Annotated in this window: 20 protein-coding genes and 1 rRNA gene; 6 read left to right on the forward strand and 15 right to left on the reverse strand. The window is 66.3% G+C overall.

The annotated features are described in order from the left end of the window. The first annotated feature begins 152 nt into the window (after positions 1 to 152). A 5S ribosomal RNA gene (rrf, locus tag ACFO5K_RS09240) occupies positions 153 to 269 on the forward strand. A gap of 633 nt (positions 270 to 902) precedes the next feature. Here rrf and ACFO5K_RS09245 read toward each other — a convergent pair. Further along, positions 903 to 2243 (reverse strand): hypothetical protein, encoded by a 1341-nt coding sequence (locus tag ACFO5K_RS09245; protein ID WP_378559029.1) that lies wholly within the window; start codon positions 2241 to 2243, stop codon positions 903 to 905. Positions 2244 to 2830: 587 nt separating this feature from the next. On the opposite strand from ACFO5K_RS09245, the gene ACFO5K_RS09250 reads away from it, so the two are divergent. Next, positions 2831 to 3325 (forward strand): hypothetical protein, encoded by a 495-nt coding sequence (locus ACFO5K_RS09250; RefSeq protein WP_378559032.1) that lies wholly within the window; start codon positions 2831 to 2833, stop codon positions 3323 to 3325. 21 nt (positions 3326 to 3346) lie between these two features. Here the strand turns inward: ACFO5K_RS09250 and ACFO5K_RS09255 are convergent, their stop codons facing one another. Further along, positions 3347 to 3619, reverse strand: a complete 273-nt coding sequence (locus ACFO5K_RS09255) for a MoaD/ThiS family protein (RefSeq protein WP_378559035.1) — start codon at positions 3617 to 3619, stop codon at positions 3347 to 3349. Between the two features lie 4 nt (positions 3620 to 3623). Beyond that, entirely contained in the window at positions 3624 to 4721 is a 1098-nt protein-coding gene (locus ACFO5K_RS09260) for a WD40/YVTN/BNR-like repeat-containing protein (RefSeq protein WP_378559038.1), read from the reverse strand. 632 nt (positions 4722 to 5353) lie between these two features. Here ACFO5K_RS09260 and gntA point away from each other — a divergent pair. Next, positions 5354 to 6043 (forward strand): guanitoxin biosynthesis heme-dependent pre-guanitoxin N-hydroxylase GntA, encoded by a 690-nt coding sequence (gene gntA, locus ACFO5K_RS09265; protein WP_378559041.1) that lies wholly within the window; start codon positions 5354 to 5356, stop codon positions 6041 to 6043. A gap of 162 nt (positions 6044 to 6205) precedes the next feature. Here the strand turns inward: gntA and ACFO5K_RS09270 are convergent, their stop codons facing one another. Continuing rightward, on the reverse strand, positions 6206 to 6781 hold the full coding sequence (locus ACFO5K_RS09270) for an ADP-ribosylglycohydrolase family protein (RefSeq protein WP_378559334.1): 576 nt from the start codon (positions 6779 to 6781) through the stop codon (positions 6206 to 6208). On the opposite strand from ACFO5K_RS09270, the gene ACFO5K_RS09275 reads away from it, so the two are divergent. Next, positions 6680 to 7192, forward strand: coding sequence for a hypothetical protein (locus tag ACFO5K_RS09275; RefSeq protein WP_378559366.1), 513 nt, complete (start codon positions 6680 to 6682; stop codon positions 7190 to 7192). The two genes, ACFO5K_RS09270 and ACFO5K_RS09275, sit on opposite strands and share 102 nt — an antisense overlap. A 999-nt stretch (positions 7193 to 8191) precedes the next feature. On the opposite strand, the gene ACFO5K_RS09280 is transcribed toward ACFO5K_RS09275, so the two are convergent. The 3 genes from ACFO5K_RS09280 to ACFO5K_RS09290 form a co-directional block, all read right to left on the reverse strand. After that, positions 8192 to 9442 carry a hypothetical protein gene (locus ACFO5K_RS09280; protein WP_378559044.1) on the reverse strand — a complete coding sequence of 417 codons (1251 nt, stop codon included), beginning with the start codon at positions 9440 to 9442 and terminating at the stop codon, positions 8192 to 8194. Beyond that, a complete protein-coding gene (locus ACFO5K_RS09285) occupies positions 9439 to 9654 on the reverse strand; it encodes a hypothetical protein (RefSeq protein ID WP_378559046.1) in 216 nt (71 codons plus the stop codon). The genes ACFO5K_RS09280 and ACFO5K_RS09285 overlap by 4 nt, the downstream gene beginning before the upstream one ends. A 217-nt stretch (positions 9655 to 9871) precedes the next feature. Next, complete coding sequence (locus ACFO5K_RS09290) at positions 9872 to 11290, reverse strand: WGR domain-containing protein (protein ID WP_378559049.1); 1419 nt, start codon at positions 11288 to 11290, stop codon at positions 9872 to 9874. Between the two features lie 345 nt (positions 11291 to 11635). Here ACFO5K_RS09290 and ACFO5K_RS09295 point away from each other — a divergent pair, with 345 nt between their 5' ends. Together ACFO5K_RS09295 and ACFO5K_RS09300 are read left to right on the forward strand one after the other, a co-directional pair. Continuing rightward, positions 11636 to 12190 carry a hypothetical protein gene (locus tag ACFO5K_RS09295; protein WP_378559052.1) on the forward strand — a complete coding sequence of 185 codons (555 nt, stop codon included), beginning with the start codon at positions 11636 to 11638 and terminating at the stop codon, positions 12188 to 12190. 287 nt (positions 12191 to 12477) lie between these two features. Further along, positions 12478 to 13011, forward strand: a complete 534-nt coding sequence (locus tag ACFO5K_RS09300; RefSeq protein ID WP_378559055.1) for a hypothetical protein — start codon at positions 12478 to 12480, stop codon at positions 13009 to 13011. Positions 13012 to 13053: 42 nt separating this feature from the next. Here ACFO5K_RS09300 and ppnP read toward each other — a convergent pair whose 3' ends face one another. The 8 genes from ppnP to sucB all read right to left on the reverse strand — a co-directional run bounded on the left by ppnP (position 13054) and on the right by sucB (position 19100). Further along, the gene (ppnP, locus tag ACFO5K_RS09305) at positions 13054 to 13365 is read right to left on the reverse strand and encodes a pyrimidine/purine nucleoside phosphorylase (protein WP_378559058.1); all 312 of its coding nucleotides are present in this window, start codon (positions 13363 to 13365) and stop codon (positions 13054 to 13056) included. Positions 13366 to 13391: 26 nt separating this feature from the next. Then, positions 13392 to 13781, reverse strand: a complete 390-nt coding sequence (locus ACFO5K_RS09310; protein ID WP_378559061.1) for a HepT-like ribonuclease domain-containing protein — start codon at positions 13779 to 13781, stop codon at positions 13392 to 13394. Next, the gene (locus ACFO5K_RS09315; protein WP_378559064.1) at positions 13768 to 14067 is read right to left on the reverse strand and encodes a nucleotidyltransferase family protein; all 300 of its coding nucleotides are present in this window, start codon (positions 14065 to 14067) and stop codon (positions 13768 to 13770) included. Before ACFO5K_RS09315 ends, ACFO5K_RS09310 begins: the two co-directional genes overlap by 14 nt. 63 nt (positions 14068 to 14130) lie before the next feature. Then, positions 14131 to 15153, reverse strand: coding sequence for a lipoyl synthase (gene lipA, locus ACFO5K_RS09320; RefSeq protein ID WP_378559067.1), 1023 nt, complete (start codon positions 15151 to 15153; stop codon positions 14131 to 14133). Beyond that, the gene (gene lipB / locus ACFO5K_RS09325; protein WP_378559070.1) at positions 15150 to 15899 is read right to left on the reverse strand and encodes a lipoyl(octanoyl) transferase LipB; all 750 of its coding nucleotides are present in this window, start codon (positions 15897 to 15899) and stop codon (positions 15150 to 15152) included. Before lipB ends, lipA begins: the two co-directional genes overlap by 4 nt. A 55-nt stretch (positions 15900 to 15954) precedes the next feature. Beyond that, complete coding sequence (locus ACFO5K_RS09330) at positions 15955 to 16458, reverse strand: GNAT family N-acetyltransferase (RefSeq protein WP_378559073.1); 504 nt, start codon at positions 16456 to 16458, stop codon at positions 15955 to 15957. Continuing rightward, complete coding sequence (locus tag ACFO5K_RS09335) at positions 16458 to 17360, reverse strand: TIGR01777 family oxidoreductase (protein WP_378559076.1); 903 nt, start codon at positions 17358 to 17360, stop codon at positions 16458 to 16460. Before ACFO5K_RS09335 ends, ACFO5K_RS09330 begins: the two co-directional genes overlap by 1 nt. A 12-nt stretch (positions 17361 to 17372) precedes the next feature. Continuing rightward, entirely contained in the window at positions 17373 to 19100 is a 1728-nt protein-coding gene (gene sucB / locus ACFO5K_RS09340) for a 2-oxoglutarate dehydrogenase, E2 component, dihydrolipoamide succinyltransferase (protein ID WP_378559079.1), read from the reverse strand. Positions 19101 to 19342 lie beyond the last annotated feature (242 nt).

Raw genomic sequence — 19342 nt, forward strand, 5'->3', positions numbered from 1 at the left:
GTACTAATAGGCCGAGGGCTTACTATCGAAGGTGTTACGCGTCCACTGTGCGGTATCTGAAACAACAGACACTGCAGCAAACCTGATTGATCGGGTCCCCGTTTGTTTTGGGGGTTTGGTTGGTTGGGGAGCGCTGTCTGGTTTCGTAGTGTTACGGCGGTTATAGCGGTGGGGAAACGCCCGGTCCCATTCCGAACCCGGAAGCTAAGGCCACCTGCGCCGATGGTACTGCACTCGACAGGGTGTGGGAGAGTAGGTCACCGCCGGACAATTATTGTGAAGAGGCCCTCCAGCTGATGCTGGAGGGCCTCTTTGCGTTGCGGGTTACGTTTCAGGGCAACTGATTTCGTGGGCACATGGGTAACTCATCGGGAACGCCCACAACGCGACTCGACCGGTATGCCCGATCAGAAACGTCACCGCCCAAGCCCTTCGGCCAAGTCCCGGAGAGGCGGTACTGCGCTGGGCGCATGTCCATGGTCGTGCCCAACAACGATGACGCTGATCTTGCCGCATACGCCGACAGTGGCGGTAGCGCAATCCTGTCCTACCGACGATCTGCTGGTAGAGCATTCCGGACCTCAAGGAATACTTCACGCGCTGCCCATGGTGAACTGCGCGCGGTTGCTCCCGAGAACTGCCTGGGAGGCGCGTAGCCAGTCCCGGGTGGACCTTCAGATACTGAGATCCGCTGGCCCGCCCGTGCGCGACGATGAGCTCGCCGACTGCGGGAAGTCCGCGAGCTGCCGGTGGTAAACCAGTCCTCGGCGCTGTGTTGATGCTGTGTAGCCCCTGCCGCCCCTGTAGTCCAGTGGGGGTAGCTGGTAGCCCGCTGGGGAGGCCGGGAACTGCCGGAGGCAGCCCGGGTCCGTCGGTGTGACTTGCCAGTAGTTCTGCCGCCGCTAGTCGCTGCCGGATTCTTCGGCAGGTTGCGAAGCGTTTCGGTCGCGGCTGGCATCCGCACCGTGCCGAGCGAGCCCGACTGCACAAGCAGCGCACAGTCCCGTCAAGATCAAGCCCGGTATGATCATGGCCGGGCGGGAGACGAAGGTTTGTTGCGGGGCATCGATCACCACTAGCTCTCCGGTGAGACGTCCGGGCACGTATGCCGCCCATGTCGGGTAGTAGTCGCTGGTCCAACGATTGACGGCGGCGGCCGATTCCGTGTCTGTGCGCACCGTCAGTTCCCGGCTGGTGAGCGAGGCCAGCGCCGGAAGCACCGACCACCCGGCCAGGAGCGCCGGCTCGATCGGCAAGCATGAGAACCCCGTCATCGCGATCGCGAACAACAGCACCGCGCCGGCGACCACGCGAACCCACCCGGTCTCCGAAACGTGCGACAACGTGGCAAGCAGCGCCGCCACCGCGCAGACGGCCACTGCCAACGCCGGCCGCCGGAATCGCAGTCCGTACACTGCGCCACCGACTGCTGCGGCACTGCCCACCACCAGCGTGACCATCGACGGCTCGACGTCGAGCCCGGGCTCAACCACCAGGATGGCGGCGCCAGCCATAGCCGCGGCCAATGCCATCGCCTGCTCCGGCAGCAGCCACCGCCGACCTGCCGCGAACGTCGCCGCCACCAGGACTAATGCAGCGGCGGCCAGCCAGCCTGATTCCGACCACACCCGCGCGACAAGTCCCGCGCTGATCGCGATGGCGGCCCCGAACATCACCGACGTACTGGACAGTTCGCTCTCGACTCGTTCGCCACGCCGACACCACATGGCGGCCAGTAGCGCGGTGATCAACAGAAGCGCGACCGCCAACTGCCACGGTTGCTGCGCCGGAACCGTCGACGAAGGGAAGGCGCGGTAGTCGGAGGGATCGGACCCGAACAGGTTGTCGACCTGATACCCCAGTACAACGGCAGCGATCAGGCCGCCGAAGAACCACCGCTGCGCAGCTCGGATCAGTAGGGCGGGCACGATCAGCAGACCCAGTGCGATCCCGAGCGCGATCGGGAGCTCGTCCCACTCGTCAGGAGCCGGTAGTGCGTTGACAGCACCAAGGACAGCTAGTCCGGCGAGCGCTGTCCCGAACACCGCGGCGTAGCGGACCTGGCCCCATGCCAGCAACGATGTTGCGCCGACGCCGACAACACCGGCGATCACCGCGGCCGTGAGCGCTGAAGTCCCGAAGAGCTGCCCAGCCGACGGTGCATTCCAGCCGGCACCCACGCTGCGATGAACGCTGTAGCCCAAGATCATGCCGCTCAGAGAGCCGGTAGCGGAGGTCGCCACCGCCCACCCGCTCACTCGCACAGCTCGTCTCCTCTACCCGCCGACAAGCGCAAACGGCGCCTGGACTGTTGACCACGACCAACGTTGTGTCGATGTCGGCAATTCATTCGTTACCAATGAGCGGAGGCCCCGACCATGATCTCGCGATGGTAGGCGGCATCGGTCAGTGAGGGACCGCATGGAGTACTTGTGGTGCTTTGCCGTTCACCGCGCTCCTGTTGTTTCCAGCTTTCGTAATCAGCGCCGACGATGTCGCCGTGGAATTGTTCGGGAGTTCGTTGTTGTTGGTCCATGCTGAGCGTGAGCCCTCGCGAACACAGTTTCCGCCTCAACGAGCAGATCTGGACCGGTCTCCGGGTTCCTTGCCCGCGCGGCGATGCCGATCGTGCCGTCGACCGCAGACGCCCTGATAACGACGGAGATGGCTACCCTCGCCGCTGGCTCCTCGCCAACTCGGGGCAGGGTTGAGGGCGCGTGTTGAGGCGTGAGGCAGAATGAGTATGTGAGCGATGGACGCAGGACAGTATTCGGAGCACTGGGCGCGGTGCTGCCGACGAGTGACGCGGCGCCTGCCTGCGGCTAGTTCGATGACGGACCACGAAACAGGGTCGGGGTTCACGCCCGGGCCAGGTGAGAAACGATTCGATGCGGTGGAGCGGATGCGGCGGAAATCGGCCGAGCAGAGAGCTGCCGAGGCGGAGACCCGGGCGGCCGACGGCGCGACGAATGTCGTGCGGCTGCCGAAGCGGCCGCGGCGAAGCCAATCAGAGGTCGGGCCGGCTCGGCGCTGGCCGCGGGATGGGGCCTATGACCCAGCGCCTACCCGCCCGGTGACGCGGGCGGAACTGCAGCGTGAATCGGCGACGTTGCCGTTCGAGCAGGTCGCACCGCCCGGATCGGGTGACAACGAGCAAGACGCGGATCTCATCGACCTGGACGCATCGCGCCGCAAACGGGTCGGCGAGGATGCGCGGCCCGGACGAACTCGACGAATGGTCCGGCCGCGCAGGGTCGGCCATGTTGAAAGCGCACGTGGCGACGGTGGCGAGTCCGAGTCGTCGCCGGACGAACCTGACCACTGAGTCGTTCGGAGCGGAATGCGATCAGCCACCGGCGACCGAGGGAATGATCATCACTTCCGTACGCGCGCCGACAGCGGTGTCCTGTCCGTCGACCAGACGGCATTCATCACCGTCGATATAAAAGTTCACGTATCGACGTAGTGACCCACGTTCGTCGCGGAGCCGACGTTCCAAACCGGGCGATCGTTCGCGCAGCGCATCCAGAACCTCCCTCAGGGTCGTCCCGTCGACATCGAGTTCCTTGGCGCCGTCGACGTAGGTGCGCAGCATGGAGGGCAAGCGGACGCGTGCCATCGCACTATCCGATGACCGCGGCGCGTACGCACAGTACGTCCGGCAACCTGTCGGCCACGAGCTGCCAATGATCGCCTTCGTCTGCGCTGCAATACACTTCGCCGTTGCGGGTGCCGAAATAGATGCCGGTCGGGTCGGCATCGTCGGCGCACATGGCGTCCCGCATCACCGCAGCCCAGAACGGCACTTCCGGTAGCCCGTCGTTTTGTTTCGACCAGGTCTCACCACCGTCCTCGCTGCGATACACCGCGCAGGTGGCGTCGGGCGGAAATCGGAAGCGATCCATGTCGGCCACCAGTGGGAAGGTATAGATCACGCCCGGCCGGCGCGGATGCGCGACGATCGGAAAGCCGAAATTCGACGGCGGTAATCCACCGTCTATCGACTGCCAGCTCACACCCGCGTCGGTACTTCGAAATACGCCACCGTGGTTCTGCAAATACATCGTGCTCGGCGATCCGGCATCGAGGGCAACTTTGTGCACGCACTGTCCCCATTCCGGTAATTCACCGGGCAGGAAATCCGCGGTGACTCCCTTGTTCGTCGGCGTCCACGATGCACCGCCATCAGCAGTCTGATAGACGCCACCGGTGGACATTGCCACCGCTATCCGTTGCGTGTCGACCGGATGCGGCAGCACAGTATGTAAGGACAACCCACCCCCGCCGGGTTCCCACTGTGGCCGGTGCGGATGCTCCCACAATCCCCGGACCAGCTCGAACGACCGGCCACGGTCAGTTGACCGGAACAACGCGGACGGTTCGACCCCCGCGTACACCACGTCCGGTTCGGCCTCGGTAGCCGGCGCGATCTGCCAAACCCCTCCCAGCGCCGCCCCTGTGTCCTCGGGAAACGCCAGCGGTGCATCATCCGGCTCGCTCCATGTATCCCCGAGATCATCACTGACCACCAATGTGGGCCCGAAGTGACTGTTCAACACTCCGGCTAGCACCCGCGGCGAATCCCGCCGAGTATCGATCGCCAACGCCTTCACATCCGCCACCGGAAACTGCGGCGGCGACACCTCCCAACTCGCCCGCCCATCCCGGCTACGAGCAAGAAACAAACCTTTACGTGTTCCGATCCCGAGCAGCACGTCCATCGCGAACCTCCGATTGGTCACCGCAACGCCGACAGGCGTGACATTACGCCGCACCACCGACAAGTCGATGGGATCGCGGGTGCCTATATGCAGTATCGGGCGCTGGACATCTACGTCGATGGATCTCGGTCGAGTTGGCGGCCCTCGAACCCTTCGTTCAGCGTGGCAACCACCCACGCGAGTGAGTTCCTGGTGCTGCTATCGGTCGGGCGGCCGGTAGCCATACATTACGTTGCACCTCAATGGAAGCCGGTGTTTCGCTTGCGTGGGTCGCCACAACCGTTCCCCGGTGATCGTCGCCCGTGGTCGCGGTCACTCAGGATGCCGCGGGTGTTGCGTCGCGTGGTCCGACAACGGAGGGGAAGGTCGGTACACCGTCAGGTCCACCGGACGTTCTCGGCGAGTGCTCGGCTCGGCGAGCCGGATCGTCCGAACGTGATCCGCAACACGTTCGTGTGTCCGTTTCTGCCCTCGAGCGGCCTAAATAATACTCGGTGCCGATTCGATCGATTCGCGTATCGGGCTGGTCGCTGACAGGATCAGCTCGCAGTGTGGGCGAGGTGGCTGCATTCGCCGAGTGGCTCGGAGCGCACCCGCTCGGGTACAGATGTGTTTGGAAAGGAACTCCGGGATTGACGACGGATGCGCGAGCTGAGCTGGGAAACTTCCTTCTCGGAGATCGGTTCGCCTGTCTGGCGGGTCGCTCCGCCTGGCGTCAGGGCGGGATCACCCACTGTCATTACGACGTGATGGGTGGCGAAGAGTCGGCTCGAACAATGGCTGCTGACCTGGCAGAGTTCGTTGACGGCGCGGACTGGAGCTCGCGGAAGTTCACGAGCTTCATCGCGACCTTCGAGCAGCCGCGCGGCGTGGACGAGCTTCGCTTCGAAGAGTTGCTGTGGGAGCACCTGCAGCTACTGCACGAGGCGGACGCGGACCGGTTCGCCTGGGCGGACGGATGCTCGTCCGATCCCCAATCCGGCGAGTTCCGGTACAGCGTGGCGGGACACCCGTTCTTCGTGATCGGCCTGCACGAGACGCATCGGCGATTCGGCCGTCGCCCACCGTTCCCGATGCTGGCGTTCAACTCCCACGAGCAGTTCGCGCGGATCAAAGCCGACGGAATGTGGGACCGGCTGGCAGACAAGATCCGCAAGCAGGACATCATGCTGCAGGGGGATATCAACCCGAACCTGCTGGAGTACGAGACGCTGCCCGAAACGCGCCGGTACTCCGGTCGGCCCAAGCCTGCGGACTGGCAGTGCCCGTTCAGTGCCCGCTCCGCGGCCGAACGTGAGTTGGCAGGCGCTCAGCACGGCTGATTCGGGTGTGCGGCGTCTTGTGCTGATCGTGTAGCGCGCCGTCGAGCGGACCCAGCGTGCGTCACAGATGTACGGGCCATCGCATCAGCAAAAGCCTCCGTCGATTCGGGGCTGCGGTGGTCGATGGCGTGACAGCGGCTGTCGTCGTGAGAATCGAACAGCTCACATGCCGCGGAGTCGGCGGCGCGATGGGCTGATTGAGGTGAGCCAGGACGGTAGCGGTTCGCGGGCGTCGAGCCATGCTCGGGTCACCCCGGTCAACGTGGCGGTGCCGGTGTGGGCGGCGACGATTCCGCCGGCGATGGCGCAGGTGGTGTCGATATCGCCGTCCGCTTCGATACACGCGGTGACAGCCGGATAGTCGGCCAAATGCGTTGCGGCGGCCCACGAAGCGAACGGAACCGTGTCCCGTGCCTGCACCCGGGATCCTTTGCCCAGTTCGTGTACTGTCTCGGCGACGGTTGCGCCGAGCGGCGAACGAGCGCGACAGATGCCGCGCGTCGTCTCGCCCCGTTCGAGACGGTCCAGGACAGCGGTCAGCAACACTGTTGCCGTGGGCACCTTCTGGGTGCAACGAGTATGCGCGGCCTGTCCCGCAGCGACGGCCACCGCGACCGCCCCGAAGGGAACTGCCGAATGTCGTTCGACGACTACGATTTCGCCCCGCCTCCGCCCGCCATCTTCGGGCAGCGCCAGCTCATCGAGTCCTACTTGGACGTCATCCTCGATCTCCGCCACGAGGGTCTTCCTGGCAAGGCGGACCGCCGAGCCCACTTCGAGGGGCTGCAGCGTCTGTTCGAGGTCGCCCTTCCCCTCGAGCGGCCCGGTATGGGTAGCCGAAATATGTTGCGCTCCATGCTCTTCAATACGGTCAGGTCGTACCACGCGATCACGACACCATGGAGTGGGATTCTCGAGGGCGGCCTCATAATCCGGCAGTTCGACAGCGCGGGTATCACCGAAGCCGCCATGCAGAGCAGCCGCGAGATCAGTCGGCTCAGTCAGGCCTCCGAACGCGAACACCACAACCTCATCGCTGTCCTCCTGCGCGGCCTCTACCGCGACAACCTCGACCGGACCTTCGCTCTCGAAGAACTGAAGGCCGCCGGTATACCCATCCCGATCCCCATCCGCTATCTTCCGGATTGACGGCATCGCCGCGACAGACTGGTTTGGCCGTTCGGCCACAGCATTGATCGCGGCGGCGGACCGAAGTGAGGTATCGCGCCCGTTCAGTGCCCTATTTCTTGGCGTTCCACGGCGCTCGTGCCAGGCTAGCGAAAGGAGTGGTCGAGGACGTTGTTGGTCAAGATTGTCCTCGAGTCCGGGTCGAGGCCGACGATGGCCTTATTGTCCGGGCAGGCGATGTGCCAGTACGGATTGTGGGGGAAGCTTTGTGTGTTGAAGAACTGAGGCATCACTGCCTGGTGGTGGGCGCTTACGGCGTGTCAGCTGATCGGTGGGTCGAGTCAGCGAACATCGATCGGCCGACCCACGAGGACAACACCACAGCCACCACCGAAAATCCCGCGGATACGGGGCTCGCTGAAGGCACCGTGACCGCCCGATGAGGTTGTGGACGTTGCAGGCGCCGGAGGTGTTGTCGACCCTTCGGACGGACGGGATCTATCGGGCGGAGTGGGGCCTGGTGTGTGGGTCTTGGCGTGGGGCTTACGCCGATATGGCGGAGGAAATGGGGCGGCGTGGGATCGATTGTCGTGGCGCGCCGCCGGTGTGGTGCTGGCCGGGGCGTGCGTGGCGACCAGGCGCGGTGCGGATGTCGGCGAACATGCTGCTCGGTGACCACGAGTGGGCGCACGGGCGGTGGTTGCTGAAGCTCCGCGTGCCTGATGAGCTGGCGTTGGCAACCTCGTATGCGGTGTGGAACGAGTATCTCGGGTATTCGTCCGGCTTTCAGGATGGGCCCGAGGAGATGGATTGGTCTGGTCGGCTCATTGATGAGCACGACGAGATCCAGGTTGTAATCGCGGAGATACGGAGCGAGTGGTTGGTCAGTGCGCGTCCGTATCCGCCTGATACGCGTACCCGTGCCAGGATCGCAGCCGACCCACTTCTGTGCGCGCAGTTCGGCCTACGCGCGGCGCGCGATCGCGCAGGAGTGAGCCGCTTCCTATCTCGGTAGCGTCGTCAGGACTCGTTCGACAACGCAACGGCGACCTCGTCGAGCCCACAGGTGCGAGCCCGAACGACGAGGAGTTTGCGGACGCGGCCCGGGAGTTCGTTGTTGAGGGCCACGAGGGTTTCCCAGGCGGTGTGATCGGTAGCGTCGAGCAGGTCGACCAGAGAGTCGAGTTCGGGCATTCCGTCGAGGAGGGTCAGGACTCGGGTTCGCGGTTCGCCGGGGATGGTGAGGGCGAGCGGGAGCATGGTGGGGGCTTCGGGGCTGGCCAGGATGATCAATTCGCGTAGGGCGTTGTCGTTTTCGGCGAGTACACGTTCGGCGAGGCATTGTTGTTGGGGTCGGTCGAGGTGGGGGACGAGGGGGAGTAGGTCGAGCCAGAGGCCCTGGGTGAGGGAGATGTCGGAGACTCGGGTGAGGGTGGTGGGGTCGTGCATGATCGGGCGTTGGGCCAGGCGTTGGAGGCCGGTGATGGTCATGCCGGCGGCTACGGGGAGTAGGGCGTCCCAGGCGTCGAGGTGGGTGACGGCGGTGAGGAGGCCGTCGAGGACTTCGTCTTCCTGTTGGGCGACGATGTCGGCCATGCGGGCGCGTTGTTCGGGGCCGATGAGGTCGAGCAGGGAGATCGCGTCGGCCCATTTTTCTTCGGCGTACATGGCGGCGACCATGCCGGGGACGCGGTCGGTGACCATGTTGAGCAGGCGTTCGGCTTGGGAGCTGTCCTCGAGGTGCAGGCCGACCTGGAGGATGTCGCTGTCGGTGGCTTGGGGTAGGGCCGCCCACAGGACCGAGTCGGGCATCGCGCCGGCGAGGCGGCCCATGGTGAGGTAGTCACCGCGTTCGATCAGTTCGCGGGCGACTGCGCCGGCCATGTCGGCGGGTACTCGGGCGATCACTTCGGCGGCGCGGACCGGGTCGAGCAGGACTGTCGCGTCGGCCAGGAACTTCGGGGACAGGGATTCGGCGATGGCTACCGCGCGTTGGGGCTCGACCGCGCCGGCGACCGCGGCGGCCAGGGCGGGGCCGAGGGCCTTTTCGGCGACCAGTGCGGCGATCGGCTTCGGGACGAGTTTGACCGCGGCGGCGACTCGTTGCATGCGCGCGACATCGCGGCCCGACATCTCATCGCTCAGCTGGTCGCGGAACGCTTTGATCGCCGAAGGTGGTTGGGACATCAGGTAATCCATATCGGCGGGATCCGCGTCGATGACCCGTGCCAGTTTCGCGATTTCGGCCACGGTGTGCCGCAGGTTGCTCATAGTCCCAGGACCTTTCGCACGGCGGGGCGGGCCATGCGGGGGATCAGGTGCATGCCCGCTCCCAGCGCGTCGTCCATGGCGGCTTTGCGGGCCGCGAGGGCCGTTTCGGTCAGGCCGTTGAGGTGGGCCAGATCGTCGGTTTCGAGGGTCGCGAACTCGGGCGGAGGTGGGCTTCCGAGTGTCACGGTCAGCTGGTCCAGGCGATCCGGCACCGACGTGCTCCTTCGATACTGTTGTGGCAGTGACGATTACACGATAGCGGCGTCCGGGTAACCGGCTGCGCGCCGGTGCCCCGGACGCCGGCGCCCCGGTCGCCGGCGGGAGGCGCGAGGTGCGACGTGCGAGGTGCGAGGTGCGAGGTGCGAAGGACGGTGCCGTCCCGAAGGCCGAGGGTGGCGAGAGTGTTGCGATGTCAGGACGAAGGCCGGCTCATCCGAGCCGGCGGATATCGCCGCGGACGCGGTAGAAGCCGCCTCGGGCGGATTCGGACACGGCGTCGACGACGTAGCGCGCGCCCGCGTGGCGCAGGTCGCGGGGGAACTGGACGTTCCAGTGGGGGTCGTAGCCGGGGGAGGCGACGTGGACGCGCAGGGTATCGCCGTGCCGGAGGCATTCGACGATCACGCCGGAGCCCACCTCGGTGGTGACTTCCACGGTGCTGCTGGGGGATACGGCGGAGAATTCGGGCGCTTTCACCGAGCGAGTGGTGGGCACGACGCCCTGATCGGCGCTGCGGATGGCGGACTCGCTGACGTCGAGGCAGGCGAGGGCTCCGGAGGTGGTGACCAGGTAGAGCTTCTCGTCGTGGTACTGCATGGAATAGGCGGAACCGCAGCCGGTGGCGAGTTTCCACAGCCGGGCGCCGGTGGCGTCGAAACAGTAAACAGAGGAGTGGGAGTCGCCGGCGAAGATGTAGCGGCCGTCGGGGGAGGCCGCGCAGGAGAAGACGGCGGCGTCGCACTGGTAGGCGCGGGTGGTGGTGCCTTGTTTGGTGATCTCCTCGACCTGGTTGGCCGAGGTGCCTGCGTAGACGGTGCCGGACTCCTGCCAGCCGAACAGGACGGCGCCGCGAGTCGCCGAATGCCATTGGGCGCGGCCGGTTTCCAGGTGATACTTGGTGACGCCTGCGCTGTGGCCGTGGTAGACGCCGGTCGGGTCGACGCGGACCATCCAGCCCGAGTTGCCCTTGCTGCGCGCGGACCAGAGGGACTCCTCTTCGTGGTCGATGACGGTCAGGCCGCCTTCGGCGTCGGAGGCGGCCAGGATGCCGTCGTGGATGTCGAGCCAGTAGACGTCGGAGGCCGAGACGTCGTAAGCGGCGCGGGGGACCTTTCCGGACAGGTCGTAGACGCGGCCGTCGTCGCAGCCCGCGTAGATCCAGAAATCGTCGGCGACGATGCATTTGACGGCGTCTGGCAACCGGAAGCGGTTGGTGACGACACCCGCGTGGGTGAGGGTGCAGACCTCGCCGTGTTCGTTTCCGACCCAGCAGCGCTGGTCGTCGACGAAGACTCCGAAGGCGGCGGCGCCGGAGTCGAAACGCCACAGCACGGGCGCGGACTTGGCGGTGGAACGCTGGCTGGTGATGCTGCGGCGGGTGACGCTGCGCCGTTCGCGCGCACCCATCACGGCCGGTGCGTAGCCTTTGCGCATCTTCTCGCCGATCTTCTTCCGCGCCGCCGAGCGCGCCTTTTCTTCGGTGGTGAACGAGCTGGCCTTGGATTGGCCCTGCTCGCCGATGCGGCCGTACCGGATGTTCACGTGGATTCCGGTTACGATCACCTCATAGAACTTGTGCGAGGAGCCCGCGTCGTCGGACAGTTCGAGATAGGTGGTTTCGGCGGTCATCTGTTCCTCGCTGAGCTCGTGGAGATCGAACTCGCGAAAAGTAGCAAGGGGCACCGACATCGGCGCGTTCGAAGCGGGAACGAGACCGCTGCGCCGAGAATTCTGTCGGTGATCACAGATTCTTCGGAGCCGGGGATTGCGGGATCGCCTCGGGTGATAGATGCTGGTCCGACTGCTGGTGTGCGGGCGGGCGTGACTTTTCCGCGACTGTTTCGTAATCTTACAGTGACCTGATCTCGACGACGACTGGTGAACTACATCGTGCCTGCTTCACATCGCAAACCGTCGACTCCCCGGAGCCGCATGCCGCTGGCCGTGTGCAGCCTCGCGGCGACCGTTCCCGGGATGCTGTGGATGACCCTGCGGCCCAGTGCCGACGTCGAGGCGGTGGCATCGGTGGACACGCACTCGACCTCGGCTGTCGAGGCCGACCCGATCGCCGGGGCGGCGTTGCACGAGCCCAGGCACGACGAGCCGCAGCCGGAGCCCGGTCTGCCGGCCGATGACGAGTTGGCGGCCTTGTCGGCCATGAAGGCCAAGGTGCTGTGCGGGACGGAATTCAAGGGCACGCTGCCGCATGTGGCGCAGGTGGGCCACCTGCTGCAGACGATGTTCGGCGTCGGCGACATCGGTGGTGCGCACGGTCGTTACGACGGAGACCACGGGGCCGGGCGAGCACTCGATGTGATGACCTCGAACACCGTGCTCGGCAACACCATCGCGGAGTTCGTGCTGGCCAACAAGGCGCGCTTCGGAGTCACCTACGTGATCTGGCAGCAGCGGTACAACGACGGCAGCGGCTGGTCCTACATGGAGGACCGCGGCAGCCCGACCCAGAATCACTACGACCACGTGCACATCTCCTTCCAGTCCTCGGGTGCGGCGAACATCGCCTGCTGATCCGCGGTGGTCGTATCGCAGCGCGCGCGATCCTCCTACGGTGCCGAGCATCGGCTCGACGAGGACTGACCAGCACCCCGATGACCGAAGGCATCCTCGCGGACTTCCTGCGGATTCCGCCGACCCGGGCCGCCGAGCCGGATGCGGTGTATGCGCTGGTCGCCCCGGGGCGGAGTGCGTAGTAGTCGGCGGTCTGACGGCGGATGTGCCACACAAGAGTTTCTGATCACCGCCCTCGACTGCACAGAACGGGCGACTTCGGCGGCCTTATCAAGGATGATCGAGGGATGGCCCCCAACAGTGCGAAATATTTGATCAGCAACGGCACCGACGACAGGGTGTCGCTTTTCGACGACGGGCGCGTGAAGGTCTGGTCGACCACCCATCTGTGGACCGAACTGAGCCGGGAACGGCACAACGCTCTGGGTGAGACGGTGCTGCTCGGCATCGGGCGCACCCTGGATGTTCCGGGACCGGTGGATCGTCGTCACAACAGCGATGCCGAATTCGCGCTCGACGCGGAACAGGGACACACGATCGCGGGCACCGTATCGGCCGACAACGGCACCTTCGTGCAGTTCTTCCACGACGGCACCATCGCGGTCGGCAACGACGGACGCGACCTGGCGACGGTGTTCAACGCCGGTCGGGAAGCGAACTCCGAGCGTGGCGTGAACGGCGTCGGCGGCTCGGTGATGGTGACCTTCGGTGGCAGCTACCGGCCCAAGACCGTGCGCCCGGGCGATTTCGAAGCCCAGCTCAGCGAAGCGACCGCACCACGACCGAACCGGTTGTACAAGGACGAGTTCCAGGTGAAGTGAGCCGAACCGGGGCGGCCGATCCGGCCGCCCCGCGGTTCGCTCTCAGCCGTAATGGCAGATGTAGTGCATGGTTTCGACGATCTCGATGTCGAAGGAGCTGTCGCCGGGCACCTCGAAGGACTCACCACCACGGTAGGTGCGGGCCTCGGTGCCACCGGCGAGGGTCACCTTCGCCTCGCCCGCCACCAGCTCCATGACCTCCGGGGCGCTGGTGGTGAAGGTCAGCTGCGACGGCTGGATCACGCCCACCGACTTCGAGACGCCACCGGGCAACTCGAGGTCGTAGCTGACACATTTGCCGTCGAAGTAGACATTGGCCTGCGTGCTGACGGAGACGTTCTCGAACTTCGACATGGGTCCTTCCACAAAATCAGGGAGGCTCAGTCTAGCCAAGGCGGCTTGTGGGCGAGGACGCGCTCGGCCTCGGCGGGCTCACGTGCTGTCAGCATCGCCAGAATGTGGTCGGCCAGCTTCGGCACACTCTTCGTGGCGGCATTGAAGACGATCATCAGGTCGGCATCGAAGTACTGATGGATCAACATGTTCCGCATGCCTCGGACCAGCTTCCACGGGATCTCCGGAGTTGAGTCCCGGGTTGCTGCTGTCAGCGAAGATGCCGCTTCGCCGATGATCGAAAGCTGGCGGATTACCCCATCCTGCCGGAGATCGTCCTTCTGGAAGTCCACGAAGTCGATATTCTCGAGGTAGGAGGCGATTCTGTAGTAGGCGGTGACGATATCGGCGAGGTACAGGTCTTCACGCCGCGACATGCAGGTCCTTCGCCTCCGCCAAGACTTCATCGCGAATGAACCAGTGCAGGTACTTCTTCGGAACGACATCGACCTTTCGGCCGAAGAGTTCTTCCAGCTCTTCTTGGAAGCCGAAAAACTCCAGCCCGATGAGGGTATCCGGCTTCAACAGGTAGAGCAGGTCGACATCGCTGTCCGGACCATCCGATCCACGAGCCACAGAACCGAAGACCGACAGCTCGATAACGTCGTACTTCTCGCAAAGCGCGCGCAATTGCGGCATCAGCGCATCGAAATCGATCGCCATCTCGCCTCCTCGTGGAGCCTGGTCAAGCTGCTGACTTCAGCTTAACGGGACCCACCGACAGTGTCAGCTGCCGTAGCGGGCCAGGACCGAGCTGGCTTCCTGGGAGGCGGTGCCTTCCTGGGTGAGGTGCGACATGGCTTCGGGGATCTCGCGGCCGTGGTGGGCCATCGCCTGGGCGTAGAGGCGGCCGGCGCGGTAGGAGGAGCGGACCAGGGGGCCGGCCATGACGCCGGCGAAGCCGAGCTGTTCGGCGGTCTTGGAGTGCTCGACGAATTCTTCCGGCTTCACCCAGCGGTCCACGGGGTGGTGGCGCGGGGACGGGCGCAGGTACTGGGTGATGGTGAGGATGTCGCAACCGGCTTCGTGCAGGTCGCGCATGGCCTCGGTGACCTCTTCGGGGGTTTCGCCCATGCCGAGGATGAGGTTGGACTTGGTGACCAGGCCGGCCGCGCGGGCGGCGGTGAGCACCGCGAGGGAACGCTCGTAGCGGAAGGCGGGGCGGATGCGCTTGAAGATGCGCGGCACCGTTTCCAGGTTGTGGGCCAGCACCTCGGGGCGGGTGGAGAAGACCTCGGCGAGCTGGTCGGGGTCGGCGTTGAAGTCGGGGATCAGCAGTTCGACGCCGGTGGCGGGATTGAGCGCCTTGATGGCACGCACGGTCTCGGCGTAGAGCCAGGCGCCGCCGTCATCGAGGTCGTCGCGGGCCACGCCGGTGATGGTGGAGTAGCGCAGGCCCATCGCCTGCACGCTCTCGGCGACGCGGCGCGGTTCGTCGCGGTCGAGGGGGGCGGGCTTGCCGGTGTCGATCTGGCAGAAATCGCAGCGCCGCGTGCACTGTTCACCACCGATGAGGAAGGTGGCCTCGCGGTCTTCCCAGCATTCGAAGATGTTGGGGCAGCCGGCTTCCTCGCAGACGGTGTGCAGCCCTTCGCGCTTCACCAGGCTCTTGAGTTCCTTGTACTCCGGGCCCATGGTGGCGCGGGTGCGAATCCACTTGGGTTTGCGCTCGATCGGGGTCTCCGCATTGCGCGCTTCGATGCGCAGCAGCTTGCGTCCGGCGGGGGCAGAGGCGTCTACGGAGCTCACTGGACCGACTCTACGCTCGGGGCCGCGGCGGGGGCCGGGCCGGTGGTGCGATCAATGTCATGGGCGCTGACGGGAATTTCCCCGTCGAGGGCGGCAACAATCGCGGCCGCGATCAGCGGCTTGAGTTCGGCGACGGTGACCTCGCGGCCGAGCTCCCGGGTCAGGGTGGTGACGCCGGCGTCCTTGATGCCGCACGGCACTATCGCCTGGAAGCCGTCGAGGGCGGAATTGCAGTTCAGCGAGATGCCGTGCAGGGCGACGCCGCGCTGCACCCGCACCCCGATCGCGGCGATCTTGCGTTCGGCGGCGTAGTCGGTGGCGGGCAGCCACACCCCGGACCGGCCGTCCACCCGCCCGCAGGCGATGCCGAGGCTGGTGATCACCTCGATCAGGGCCTCCTCCAGGCGGCGCACGTAGTGCACGACGTCGACCGGCTCGGCCAGGCGCACGATCGGGTAACCGACCAGCTGGCCCGGCCCGTGCCAGGTGATCTTGCCGCCGCGGTCGACCTGCACCACCGGGCTGCCGTCGATCGGCAGATCGTCGGCCTCGGTGCGCCGGCCGGCGGTGTAGACCGAGGGATGCTCGAGTAGCAGCAGGTGGTCGCTGCCGCGGCCTGCGGCGCGCTCGTCGGCGATCTGCCGTTGCAGCTCCCAGGCGGCGTGGTAGTCGATGAGTCCGAGATCCTCGACCACGATCGGGGTCGCATCGAATCGTGCGGACGCGGTGGGGCGCGTGTCGTTCACCGCCCCGACGTTACGCCGGGGAACCCACGGCGACAAAGGACGGTCGGCGGCCGTGTCAGGGCTCGAACGGAAAATTTCGCTGCATCAGGGTGAGGTCCATCCAGTGGCCGAATTTGTGGCCCACCTCCGGGAGTTCGCCGACGGTGCGGAAACCGAAGCGCTCGTGCAGTGTGATCGAGGCCGAGTTGCCCGATTCGATCGCGGCGATCATCGCGTGCACGCGGTGCGAACCGGCTGCGCGCGAGACCAATTCGGTGAGCAGGGCGGTGGCGACGCCACGACGCTGAAAACGTTTGTCGACGTAGACGGAGTTCTCGACGGTGAATCGGTAGCCGGATTTGGGACGCCAGGGGCCGTAGGAGGCGTAACCGGCGAGCTCGCCGTCGATCTCGGCGACCAGGATCGGCATGCCCGCGGTGGTGCGGGTGCTGAACCAGGCACGCCGGTCGTCGAGGTCGACTTCGCCGGTGTCCCAGATCGCGGTGGACTCGGCGATATTGGTGTTGTGGATCGCCAGCAGCGCACCCAGATCGGGTTCGGCGGCGTCGCGGATCAGCATCACGAGGCCCGGGAGCCGACGGCGGCGGCCAGGGCGGCGCCGATCGTGGGGTGGGCGAAGGTGAAGCCGGCCTTTTCCAGCGCGGCGGGAATGGCACGTGGGCCGTGCAGGATGCCCTCGTCGGCCAGTTCACCGACCAGAGCGCGCAGGGCGAAACCGGGGACGACCAGCGGGGCCGGGCGGTGCACGGCCCGGCCGAGCGCGCGATTGAACTCCGCATTGGTGACCGGGGCGGGGCCCACGGCGTTGACCGGGCCCGACACCTCGGGGTGGGTCAGGGCGAACATGATCGCGGCGACTTCGTCGTCGAGGGAGATCCAGGGGGTGTACTGGCGGCCACTGCCCAGTCGACCGCCCAGGCCGAGCCAGTACAGGGGGCGCAACATGCTGAGCATCCCACCGTTACGGGCCAGCACCACCGCACTGCGCACCAGCACGGTGCGGGTGCCCGCGGCGGTGGCCGGTGCGGTGGCGGCTTCCCAGTCCCGGCACAGGGTCGCGAGGAAACCGGTGCCGGCGGGGGTGGTTTCGTCGACGACGGCGTCGCCGGTGTCGAGGCCGTAGTAGTGGGCGCCGCTGGCATTGATCAGGGTGGGCACCCCCGCGGCGGCGACCGCGGTGGACAGCACGTCGGTGGGGGTGATGCGGCTGTCGCGCAGCAACTGTTTGTAGTCACCGGTCCAGCGACGCGCGGCGATGCCGGCGCCGCACAGGTTCACCACCGCGTCGGCCCCGCGCAACGCCCGCTCGTCGAGCTGGGCGCGCGCGGGATCCCACGCGAATTCGTCCGGCGCCGCCGGTGCACGACGCACCAGGCGCGATACTTCGTGCCCGGTGCGACGCGCGGCCGCGACCAGCGCCGTCCCGATCAGACCGGACGAACCGGCGATGACCACCTTCATCGATTTGCCTTGCTACAGACCGAGATCGGCCTCGAACGCGGCCTCTTCCAGTCGGTTCTTGATGGTGGTGAGGAACCGGCCCGCGTCGGCACCGTCGATGAGACGGTGATCGTAGGTGAGCGGCAGGAACACCATCGACCGCACACCGATGGACTCGCCACCGGTCTCGTCGGTCACCACCACCGGGCGCTTGTTGATCGCACCCGTTCCGAGCATGGCTGCCTGCGGCGGAACCAGGATCGGGGTGTCGAACAGCGCGCCCTCGGAGCCGATGTTGGTGATGGTGAAGGTGCCACCGGACAGCTCGTCCGGCTTCAGGCCACCGGTGCGCGCGCGGTTGGCGATGTCGGCGATCGCGCGGGCCAGCCCGGCCAGCGACAGGTCGCTGGCGTTGTGGATGACCGGCGAGAGCAGCCCCTGCTCGGTGTCGACCGCGATACCCAGGTGCACCGACGCGTGGTAGGTGATCTCCTTGGTGTCCTCGTTGTAGGAGGCGTTCACGTTCGGGTGTACACCGAGGGCCTCGACGACGGCCTTGGCGAAGAACGGCAGGTACGTCAGGTTCACGCCCTCCCGGTTCTTGAACGAAGCCTTCGCGAGCTGCCGCAGATGCGCGATCTTGCTGACATCGGCCTCGTGGACCTGGGTCAGCTGCGCGGTGGTCTGCAGCGATTCGCGCGTCTTGGTGGCGGTGATCTGCCGGATCCGGCTGGCCTTCTGCGTGGAACCGACCAGGGCGGCCAGCTTCGGCGAGACGGACTCCTTGGCCGGAGCCTGCTGCGCCGGGGCGGGCGCGGCGGCGGCCGGTGCCGGTTCGGGCGCCTTCTTGGCTTCGGCGGCGGCGAGTACGTCCTGCTTGCGGATACGGCCGCCGACGCCGGAACCGGTGAGGGCCGACAGGTCGACGCCGTTCTCCTCGGCCAGCTTGCGGACCAGCGGAGTGACGTACGGGGTGCTGCCGTTGCCGCCGGTGGCGGCAGGGGCCTTCTGGGGCGCCGGCTTCGGCTGGGGCTTCGGCTCCGGAGCGGGTTCGGGCTTCGTCTCCTGCTTGGGCGCAGGCTCGGGCTCGGGCTTCGGTTCCGGCTTGGGCTCAGGCTCGGGCTTCGGCTCCGGTGCGGGCGCGGCGGCGGGCTTGCCGCTACCGATCACACCGAGCTGACCGCCGACGGAGACGACGTCGTCCTCCTGCGCGGAGATCTCGAGCAAAGTGCCCGCGACCGGCGAGGGGATCTCGGTGTCGACCTTGTCGGTGGAGACCTCGAGCAGCGGCTCGTCGACCGTGATCTCGTCACCGACGGCCTTGAGCCAGCGGGTGACGGTGCCTTCGGTGACGGACTCGCCCAGCTCGGGCATCTTCACGGGGGTGCCCGAGGCGGCTTCGCCCGATGCGGGCGCGGCGGCGGGTTCGGGGGCCGGTGCCTGTTCGGCGGGCTCGGGTTCGGGTGCCGGTTCTTCGGCGGCGGGCGCTTCGGCAGGTGCGGAATCGGCAGCGGGGGCTTCGCCGGCGTCGCTGATCACGCCGAGCTCACCGCCGACCTCGACGACGTCGTCTTCCTGAGCGACGATCTTCGACAGCACACCGGCGGTGGGCGACGGGATCTCGGTATCGACTTTGTCGGTGGAGACTTCGAGCAGCGGTTCGTCGACCTCGACCGTGTCTCCTTCCTGCTTCAGCCACCTGGTCACCGTTCCCTCGGTGACGCTCTCACCAAGAGCCGGCATCTGGACGGAGAAGGCCATGTCCTCTGACTCCTCTGACTGTTCGACGGGTAATACAACAGTGCGTCATTCCCGGCGGACGCCCGTCGCGGGTCGCGGCGTATATCCACCCCGACCATCGGCGGGGCGCCCGGGAATCGTTGGTTCTTGTTCCGGCAACCATCCTTGCACTCGCTCGCCGCGTGTGTAGCGCAGGGCGGCGATCCGGGCAGAGCTGGCACCATGGAATGTACGGCGGTGAGCAGAATTCCGCCGGAAAGCAG

This window comes from Nocardia halotolerans (assembly GCF_042650145.1).
Classification (GTDB): Bacteria; Actinomycetota; Actinomycetes; order Mycobacteriales; family Mycobacteriaceae; genus Nocardia; species Nocardia halotolerans.

What these genes read in the sequence shown, in the direction of transcription:
- ACFO5K_RS09250 (WP_378559032.1), top strand. Translation starts at nt 2,831, where the DNA reads ATGACGGACCACGAAACAGGGTCGGGGTTCACGCCCGGGCCAGGTGAG.
- ACFO5K_RS09255 (WP_378559035.1), bottom strand. Translation starts at nt 3,619, where the DNA reads ATGGCACGCGTCCGCTTGCCCTCCATGCTGCGCACCTACGTCGACGGC.
- ACFO5K_RS09260 (WP_378559038.1), bottom strand. Translation starts at nt 4,721, where the DNA reads ATGGACGTGCTGCTCGGGATCGGAACACGTAAAGGTTTGTTTCTTGCT.
- ACFO5K_RS09275 (WP_378559366.1), top strand. Translation starts at nt 6,680, where the DNA reads ATGTCGTTCGACGACTACGATTTCGCCCCGCCTCCGCCCGCCATCTTC.
- ACFO5K_RS09280 (WP_378559044.1), bottom strand. Translation starts at nt 9,442, where the DNA reads ATGAGCAACCTGCGGCACACCGTGGCCGAAATCGCGAAACTGGCACGG.
- ACFO5K_RS09290 (WP_378559049.1), bottom strand. Translation starts at nt 11,290, where the DNA reads ATGACCGCCGAAACCACCTATCTCGAACTGTCCGACGACGCGGGCTCC.
- ACFO5K_RS09295 (WP_378559052.1), top strand. Translation starts at nt 11,636, where the DNA reads ATGCTGTGGATGACCCTGCGGCCCAGTGCCGACGTCGAGGCGGTGGCA.
- ACFO5K_RS09300 (WP_378559055.1), top strand. Translation starts at nt 12,478, where the DNA reads ATGGCCCCCAACAGTGCGAAATATTTGATCAGCAACGGCACCGACGAC.
- ppnP (WP_378559058.1), bottom strand. Translation starts at nt 13,365, where the DNA reads ATGTCGAAGTTCGAGAACGTCTCCGTCAGCACGCAGGCCAATGTCTAC.
- ACFO5K_RS09310 (WP_378559061.1), bottom strand. Translation starts at nt 13,781, where the DNA reads ATGTCGCGGCGTGAAGACCTGTACCTCGCCGATATCGTCACCGCCTAC.
- ACFO5K_RS09315 (WP_378559064.1), bottom strand. Translation starts at nt 14,067, where the DNA reads ATGGCGATCGATTTCGATGCGCTGATGCCGCAATTGCGCGCGCTTTGC.
- ACFO5K_RS09330 (WP_378559073.1), bottom strand. Translation starts at nt 16,458, where the DNA reads ATGCTGATCCGCGACGCCGCCGAACCCGATCTGGGTGCGCTGCTGGCG.
- ACFO5K_RS09335 (WP_378559076.1), bottom strand. Translation starts at nt 17,360, where the DNA reads ATGAAGGTGGTCATCGCCGGTTCGTCCGGTCTGATCGGGACGGCGCTG.
- sucB (WP_378559079.1), bottom strand. Translation starts at nt 19,100, where the DNA reads ATGGCCTTCTCCGTCCAGATGCCGGCTCTTGGTGAGAGCGTCACCGAG.